The 7,278-nt window shown below is 62.9% G+C and carries 6 protein-coding genes and 1 pseudogene; 4 read left to right on the plus strand and 3 right to left on the minus strand.

The genetic code is table 11. The annotated features are described in order from the left end of the window. The 4 genes and pseudogenes from EN969_RS10025 to EN969_RS10040 all read left to right on the plus strand — a co-directional run. A pseudogene (locus EN969_RS10025) lies at nt 1-242 on the plus strand (BMP family ABC transporter substrate-binding protein); the annotation flags it as partial. Nucleotides 243-339: 97 nt separating this feature from the next. Continuing rightward, nucleotides 340-1,887, plus strand: coding sequence for an ABC transporter ATP-binding protein (locus tag EN969_RS10030; protein ID WP_063168881.1), 1,548 nt, complete (start codon nt 340-342; stop codon nt 1,885-1,887). Beyond that, nucleotides 1,871-2,962, plus strand: a complete 1,092-nt coding sequence (locus EN969_RS10035) for an ABC transporter permease (RefSeq protein ID WP_127419099.1) — start codon at nt 1,871-1,873, stop codon at nt 2,960-2,962. The genes EN969_RS10030 and EN969_RS10035 overlap by 17 nt, the downstream gene beginning before the upstream one ends. Next, complete coding sequence (locus EN969_RS10040; protein ID WP_082826540.1) at nt 2,962-3,882, plus strand: ABC transporter permease; 921 nt, start codon at nt 2,962-2,964, stop codon at nt 3,880-3,882. Before EN969_RS10035 ends, EN969_RS10040 begins: the two co-directional genes overlap by 1 nt. A 10-nt stretch (nt 3,883-3,892) precedes the next feature. On the opposite strand, the gene EN969_RS10045 is transcribed toward EN969_RS10040, so the two are convergent. From EN969_RS10045 to EN969_RS10055, 3 genes are all read right to left on the minus strand, one after another. Continuing rightward, complete coding sequence (locus tag EN969_RS10045) at nt 3,893-4,825, minus strand: ABC transporter permease (protein WP_013529890.1); 933 nt, start codon at nt 4,823-4,825, stop codon at nt 3,893-3,895. Further along, nucleotides 4,818-5,894 (minus strand): ABC transporter permease, encoded by a 1,077-nt coding sequence (locus tag EN969_RS10050; RefSeq protein WP_013529889.1) that lies wholly within the window; start codon nt 5,892-5,894, stop codon nt 4,818-4,820. The genes EN969_RS10045 and EN969_RS10050 overlap by 8 nt, the downstream gene beginning before the upstream one ends. Next, on the minus strand, nt 5,891-7,278 hold a 1,388-nt coding region (locus EN969_RS10055), incomplete at its 5' end, for an ABC transporter ATP-binding protein (RefSeq protein WP_164758205.1). The genes EN969_RS10055 and EN969_RS10050, both read right to left, overlap by 4 nt.

Consider the following 7,278-nt stretch of genomic DNA (forward strand, 5'->3'; position numbering starts at 1 on the left):
GGGATGGACTGGCAGCGGGCGTCGTGAAGATGGCGCCCTACAATGACGGCATACCGGCCGACACCAAGGCCAAGCTGAAGCAGCTCGAGGCCGACATCGGCAGCGGCAAGGTGCACCCCTATGGCGGCGAGTTGAAGGACCAGGCCGGCAACCTCAAGGTCGCTGCAGGCTCCGTCCTGGCCGATGACGATGTTCGCGGCATGAACTGGTTCGTCAAAGGCATGATCGGCAAGCTGAGCTGAACGCCATCAAAGAACCAGGGAGGCGCCGAGACCGACCTTCGGCGTCTCCCTGCCTGGTTCCCGTCCAACCTCGCTTCACGCCACGGCAGGACCCGCCATGCATCCGCGTCTAGAACTGCGCAACATCCGCAAACGCTATCCCGGCGTCGTCGCCAATGACGAGGTCTCGCTGTCTATCCAGCCCGGCGAAATCCACGCCGTGCTGGGCGAAAACGGCGCCGGCAAATCGACCCTGATGAAGATCATCTATGGCGCGGCGCAGGCCGATTCCGGCGAGATCTTCTGCGACGGCAATCCGATCGCGGCGCACAACCCGGCGACGTCGCGCGCGCTCGGCATCGAGATGGTCTACCAGCACTTCGCGCTGTTCGAATCCGTTTCAGTGGTCGAGAACATTGCGCTCTCGGCAAGCAGCGCCTTCGATCTGCCCTCGCTTGCCGCCAAGATCCGCGAGCTTTCGCTTCGCTACGGTATGCCGATCGATCCGCATCGCCAGGTGCATGACCTCTCTGTCGGCGAGCGGCAGCGCGTCGAGATCGTGCGCTGCCTGCTGCAGGCGCCCAAGCTTCTGATCCTCGACGAGCCGACTTCCGTGCTGACGCCACAGGCGGTGGTCAAGCTGTTCGAGACGCTTCGACAACTCGCCGCTGAAGGCTGCAGCATCGTCTACATCAGCCACAAGCTCGACGAGGTGCAGGAGCTCTGTGACACCGCAACCGTGCTGCGCAACGGCAAGGTCACCGGCACCGCTCGGCCGAAAGAGACGACCTCGCTCGAGCTCGCCCGCATGATGGTCGGCTCGAAGCTGCCGGAAATGCATGTCAGCCCGCCGACCCCGAGCGAGAAGCCAGTGCTCGAGGTCAACAACCTTTCGGTCAAGGCAAGAGACCATTTCGGCGTGGATCTGAAGGACGTCTCCTTCAACGTTCATGGCGGGGAAATCGTCGGCCTGGCGGGAGTGTCCGGAAACGGCCAGGCGGAGCTTATCGCCTTGCTCAGCGGCGAACGCACGCATCACAACAACGACGCGATCAGGATTTGCGGTACCGCTGCCGCTCGCCTTCGTGCCGACGAGCGCCGTAAGCTCGGTCTCGCCTTCGTTCCCGAGGAACGGCTGGGCCGTGGCGCGGTACCGTCGCATACGCTGTGGGAGAACGCGGTTCTGACCGCCCATCGCTTCGGCACCGTCCGCAACGGCCTGGTCGACCGGCGCAAAGCCAGCGCCTTCGCAGCTGGCATCATCGACAGGTTCAAGGTCAAGGCCAACGGTCCGGCTTCGACGGCGCAAAGCCTGTCGGGCGGCAATCTGCAGAAATTCATCGTCGGCCGTGAGATCGCGCTCGAGCCGAAGCTTCTGCTTGTCTCCCAGCCGACCTGGGGCGTCGATGTCGGCGCCAGCGCCTTCATCCGCCAGACCATCGTCGACCTCAGCCGCGCCGGCGCGGCGGTGCTCGTCGTCTCCGAAGAACTCGACGAGCTGTTCGAGATTTGTGACCGGCTTCTGGTGATCTGCCAGGGGCGCGTGTCACCGCCGCTGGTACGCAAGACGACCGACCGCGAAGAGGTCGGGCTGCTGATGACCGGTCGAACGATGAGCACGGATCAAATGGCAATTGGGAGTGGCGACGTTGCGCTTCAGGATTGAACAAAGGCCGGAGCCTTCGGCAACAATGCGCGTCGCGGCGCCGGTGCTGGCGTCGGTTTTGACGCTGGTCGTCGGCTCGACCTTTTTTGCCTCGCTCGGACACGATCCGCTGCCGACGCTCTACGCCTTCTTTGTCGAGCCGTTGAATTCCCTCAACGGTTTGTCGGAATGGCTGCTCAAGGCTTCGCCGCTGATCCTCATTGCGTGTGGGCTGGCTATCGGCTTCCGCGCCAATGTCTGGAACATCGGCGCCGAGGGCCAGTTCACCATGGGCGCGATTGCGGCGAGCGGCGTCGGTCTTTTCTGGCCGAACCCGGACAGCGTGCTGCTGTTGCCGTTGATGTTCGTTGCCGGCATGGGCGCCGGCATGGCATGGGCGGCGATCCCTGCCTTCCTGCGCGCCCGCATGAACACCAACGAGATCCTGGTCACGCTGATGATGACCTACATCGCGACGCTGTTCCTGTCCTATCTCGTGCATGGACCGTGGCGCGATCCGGCCGGTTTCAACTACCCGCAGACGGCACTTCTGCCGACAGCCGCCCTGTTCGAATCCTTCGACCCGGCCTATCGGCTCAACCCTTCGATCTTCATCACCGTCGTCGCCGTGTTCGTGATGTGGCTGTTCACTGACCGCAGCTTCCTTGGCTACAAGATGTCGGTGAGCGGAGCGGCACCGCTTGCCGCCCGCTATGCCGGCTTTCGCGAATCTGCCGCCGTCTGGATCGGGCTGATGGCGGGTGGTGCGGCCGCCGGCATCGCCGGCATGGCGGAAGCCGCCGGGCCGCTCGGCCAGCTCTCGCCGCAGATTTCGCCCGGCTACGGTTTCGCGGCCATCATCGTCGCCTTCATCGGCCGGCTGAACGCCTTCGGCATCGTGCTTGGCGGGCTGTTGATGTCGCTGCTTTTCCTCGGCGGCGAAGGCGTGCAGATGACGCTGGGCCTGCCCTCGGCGCTGACGCGCATCTTCCAGGGCATTCTTCTGTTCTTCCTGCTCGCCGCCGACTTCTTCATTTTTTATCGCATCCGCCTGATACGGCCGGCCCGAGACACGCACGCGCTGGAGACAGCCTGATGGACTTGATCATCGCCATCTTCACCGGCACCGTCATCGCCGCCACGCCGCTGATATTCGCGGCACTCGGCGAACTGGTGGTCGAGAAGTCCGGCGTGCTTAACCTTGGCATCGAAGGCATGATGCTGATGGGCGCGGCATTGGCTTTCTGGGCCGTAACCGCAGGCTATCCAATGCCGGTTGCGATCCTGGCCGGCGCCCTGGCAGGTGCCGCCGCCTCGCTGCTGTTCGGCGTTCTGGCACTGACCTTCCTCACCAATCAATATGCGGCCGGACTGGCGCTGGCCATCTTCGGTTCCGGCGTGTCGGCCTTCCTTGGCCGCGGCTTCGGCAGCGAGCCTATCGAGGCGCTGCACGGCATCAACGTCCCTGTTCTGTCCGATCTGCCGCTGATCGGTCCGTTGCTCTTCCGCTTCGATCCGATGGTCTACCTAGCTCTGGTGATGTTCGCTGCCATCAGCTGGTTTCTCTACCGCACGAAGGCCGGGCTGATCTTGCGAACGATCGGCGAGTCACCGCAGACATCGCATGCGATCGGCTATCCCGTGATCAGGATCCGCTACATGGCCGTGTTGTTTGGCGGGGCGATGGCTGGCCTGGCGGGCGCCTATCTGTCCGTCGCCTACACACCGCTCTGGGTCGAGAACATGACTGCCGGCAAAGGCTGGATCGCACTGGCGCTGGTGGTTTTCGCCACATGGCGCCCGCTGCGCATCCTGCTTGGCGCCTGGCTGTTCGGCGGCATGACGATCCTCCAGCTGCAGGGACAGGCGCTCGGACTGGAAGTGCCGTCCGAACTGCTCTCGGCCCTGCCCTATCTCGCGACAATCATCGTTCTGGTGCTGATCTCGCGAAACCGGCAAATGCTGGCGCTGCACTTCCCGGCTTCGCTAGCAAAGCCTTTCCGTCCGGCGGGTTGAGCAGCAGGGTCTATTCCCTGTTGTAGGGAATGCCGAGCGCCACGGGCTGATGGGTGCGCGACCGCAAGCCCGCAAGCAGCACAAGTGACGCCACATAGGGCAAGACGAGGAACAGCTGGTGGGGGACAGGAATCCCCACCACTTGCGCATGGATGCCCAACGCCTCCAGAAACGCGAAGATGAAGATCGCTCCAACGATCCGGAACGGCATCCAGTTGCCGGCGATGATCGCGACCACGACCAGCCAGCCGCGGCCGGCAATGAGATCGGGAACGAACTTGTCCGAATAGCCAAGCATCAGGAAGGCGCCGCCGAAGCCGGACATCATGCTGCCGAACATGATCGCGAGGCACTGCCTGAGGCCGACGTGCAGGCCCTTGACGTCAAGCGCCTTCGGATTTTCGCCGACACAGCGCACCTCAAGGCCGTATTTCGTTCGGTAGAGAAAGAACCAGACGAGGATGGGCACCAGGAAGCTGACATAGGTCAGCAGGCGTTGGGAAAACAGCACCGGTCCCAGGATTGGAATATCCGACAGATAGGGGATCGGAACCTGGTCGAAGCCGATGAAGGTCGGCGCCTCGCGACCGCCAATATAGGCCTGGAACCAGAACAGCGTCACGCCCGATGCCAGGAGATTAAGGGCAAGGCCGGCTACGAATTGCTCGGCCTTCAAAACAATCGTGACGAACGACATGATCAGGCTGCTCGCGGCGCAGGCCAGGATGGCTATCGCCAGAGCCAGCCAAGGCGATCCGGTTGTCGAGGCAACCATGTAGGCGACAATGGCGCCAATCAGCATGGTGCCTTCGACAGCGATGTTCCAGATGCCCGCGCGCTGCGTGACAAGTTCGCCCATTGCCGAAAAAAGCAATGGCGTGGCAATGCGGACCATCGCCGCCAGGAGGCTTATCAGAAGCGGGCCCTGCAGCAGCTCAAGCATGGACTTCCCTCCTCACGATCTGAAGGCGCGTTGCGACGGCGGCACTGAGAAAGAACAAAAGCACCAGCCCTTCCATCGCCGACACCAGGCCTGCCGGCGTGCCACTCTTCAGCCGCATGTAGATCGTGCCGCTTTCCAGCGCGCCGAAGAACAGGGCGGCGATCATCACGCCGCTCGGGCGCAGTCCTCCCACCATGGCAACGACGATCCCCGAACTGCCGATGCCAAGCAGCGTCTCGGCACGCAGCCGGTGCGAGACACCGAAAAGCTCGCCGGCGCCAGCCAGTCCCGCCAGGGCCCCCGACATCAGCATGACGGTCAGCAGAAGCCGGCGCACATTGGTGCCGCGAAACGTCAGCGCGGTCGGGTTTGAGCCGAACGCGCGGATTTCGTAGCCCAGCGACGTCTTGTCGAGCAGCACCGCTGCGAATGCCGAGGCGGCGAGAGCGAACAGGAAGCCGACATGCAGCTTTCCCGCCCCAACAGCCAAGAGGATCGGCCACTCCAGACTTGGATCGATGGGCGGCGACTGGTGATAGGATACGGTCACGCCTGTCGCCATCCAGGGGCCGCCATCGAGAAGGTAGGCGAGCAGGTACATGACGACGTAATTCAGCATCACCGTCGAAATGATCTCGCTGGTGCCGAACCTGGTTTTCAGTGCGCCGGCCAACAGGCCGAGCACGCCGCCGCCCGCCATTCCGGCCAGCGCGAGTGTGCAGACGGCCAGCCAGCCTGGCAATGGCGCTATCCAGAAACTCACCCAATAGGCGGCCATCGCGCCGGCGAACACCTGCCCCTCCTGGCCGATGTTCCAGATCTTGGCCCTGAATGCGAACACCGTGCCCAGCCCGACAAGCAACAGCGGGGTCGCCTTCGCCAGCGAACCGAGCAATGCGCCTTGGCTGCCGAATGCGCCGACGATCAGGGCCGTGAAGGCCCTTGCAGGATCGCCGCCGGAAAGCCTCAGCAAAACAGCGGAAGCCAGGAGAGCACCTGATATCGCCGCCGAATAGCAGACGACGTTCCATCCCAGGCTGCTGCCCGAGCGTCGTTGAAATGAAATCATTGAATTCCCTGCGTAAGCTGGCTGGCATCGCCTGCCATCATCATTCCAAGTTCGAGGAGGCTGGTCTCCTCGGGTCGCACGATGCCCATGATCCGGCCCTTGAACATGACCGCTATGCGATCGCAAAGGCGCAGCAGGTCTTCGAGTTCCTCTGAGGCCAGGAGGATCGCAAAGCCCGCGGCCCGCTTTTCCAGGATTTTCTCGTAGACGAATTCGGAGGCCGCAACGTCGAGCCCTCGCGTCGGCTGGTTGGCCAGCAACAGCCGCCGCGCATGCTGGAACTCGCGGGCAAGAATGACACGCTGCGCGTTGCCCCCCGACAGTCGCTCCACCGGGAGGTCCGCCGAGGCGGTCGCGACCTTGTATTCGTCGATCTTGCGCCTCGCCAACTCAGCCAGTTTGCGGCGATCGAGGAACGGACCACGACAATATTCCGGCGATCGCTGCCAGCCGAGGACAAGGTTTTCGGCGGTTCCGAACTCCGGGATCAACCCTTCGAGGAAACGATCGTCCGGAATGAAACCCACGCCGCTGTCGAGAATCTGGCGAGACGTCGGCGCGGTGACCGGGCTTCCTTCCAGCGAGAAACCGCCCGATTGAAGCGCGCGGACTCCCATCAGTACCTCGAACAGTTCCTTCTGGCCGTTGCCGGCAACGCCAGCCAGCCCGAGAACCTCGTTGGCGGCGACGGTAAACGTCACGTCCTTGAGGACATCCTCGCCCCATTCGCCAACCGCCGACACCTTTTCGACCGAGAGGATTTCTCCCGCCGGCGTGACGGAATTGTCCCTGACGTTTTTCGTCACCTTGTGCCCGACCATGAGGGCGGTAATCGCCTCGGCTGTCGTATTGGCGGTGTCCACCGTAGCGACGACCTTGCCTTTGCGCAGGATGGTGACCCTGTCGGATTGCATCACCTCGCGCAGCTTGTGACTGATCAGGACAATCGACAATCCACGCTTGCGCATCCCATCAAGGATGACGAAGAGCTGGTCGGATTGCTGCGGCGTCAGGACCGCCGTCGGTTCGTCCAGGATCAGCAGCTCGGCACCGAAATAGAGTGCTTTGAGGATTTCCACCCATTGCTGTTCACCGACCGACAATTGCCAGATTTCGCGATCGAGGTCGATGTCGATGCCGCAGTCCCTGCAGAGGCCGAGAACCCTGCGGCGGGCATCGGCCTTCCTCAGCAGCAACCCGACATCGGCACTGCCGACGATGATGTTTTCGAGCACGGTGAAGTTCGACACCAGCACGAAATGCTGGTGAACCATGCCGATGCCTAACCGCAAGGCATCGGCGGGAGAGCTCAATTCCACCACCTCGCCCTTTAAGCGTATCTCGCCGCTATCGGCTTTGTAGTAGCCGTAGAGGCAGGACGACA

Source organism: Mesorhizobium sp. M7A.F.Ca.CA.003.01.2.1 (assembly GCF_003998945.1).
GTDB classification, from domain to species: Bacteria; Pseudomonadota; Alphaproteobacteria; order Rhizobiales; family Rhizobiaceae; genus Mesorhizobium; species Mesorhizobium ciceri.

Coding starts and splice junctions, on each gene's coding strand:
- EN969_RS10030 (WP_063168881.1), top strand. CDS start 340: ATGCATCCGCGTCTAGAACTGCGCAACATCCGCAAACGCTATCCCGGC.
- EN969_RS10040 (WP_082826540.1), top strand. CDS start 2,962: ATGGACTTGATCATCGCCATCTTCACCGGCACCGTCATCGCCGCCACG.
- EN969_RS10045 (WP_013529890.1), bottom strand. CDS start 4,825: ATGCTTGAGCTGCTGCAGGGCCCGCTTCTGATAAGCCTCCTGGCGGCG.
- EN969_RS10050 (WP_013529889.1), bottom strand. CDS start 5,894: ATGATTTCATTTCAACGACGCTCGGGCAGCAGCCTGGGATGGAACGTC.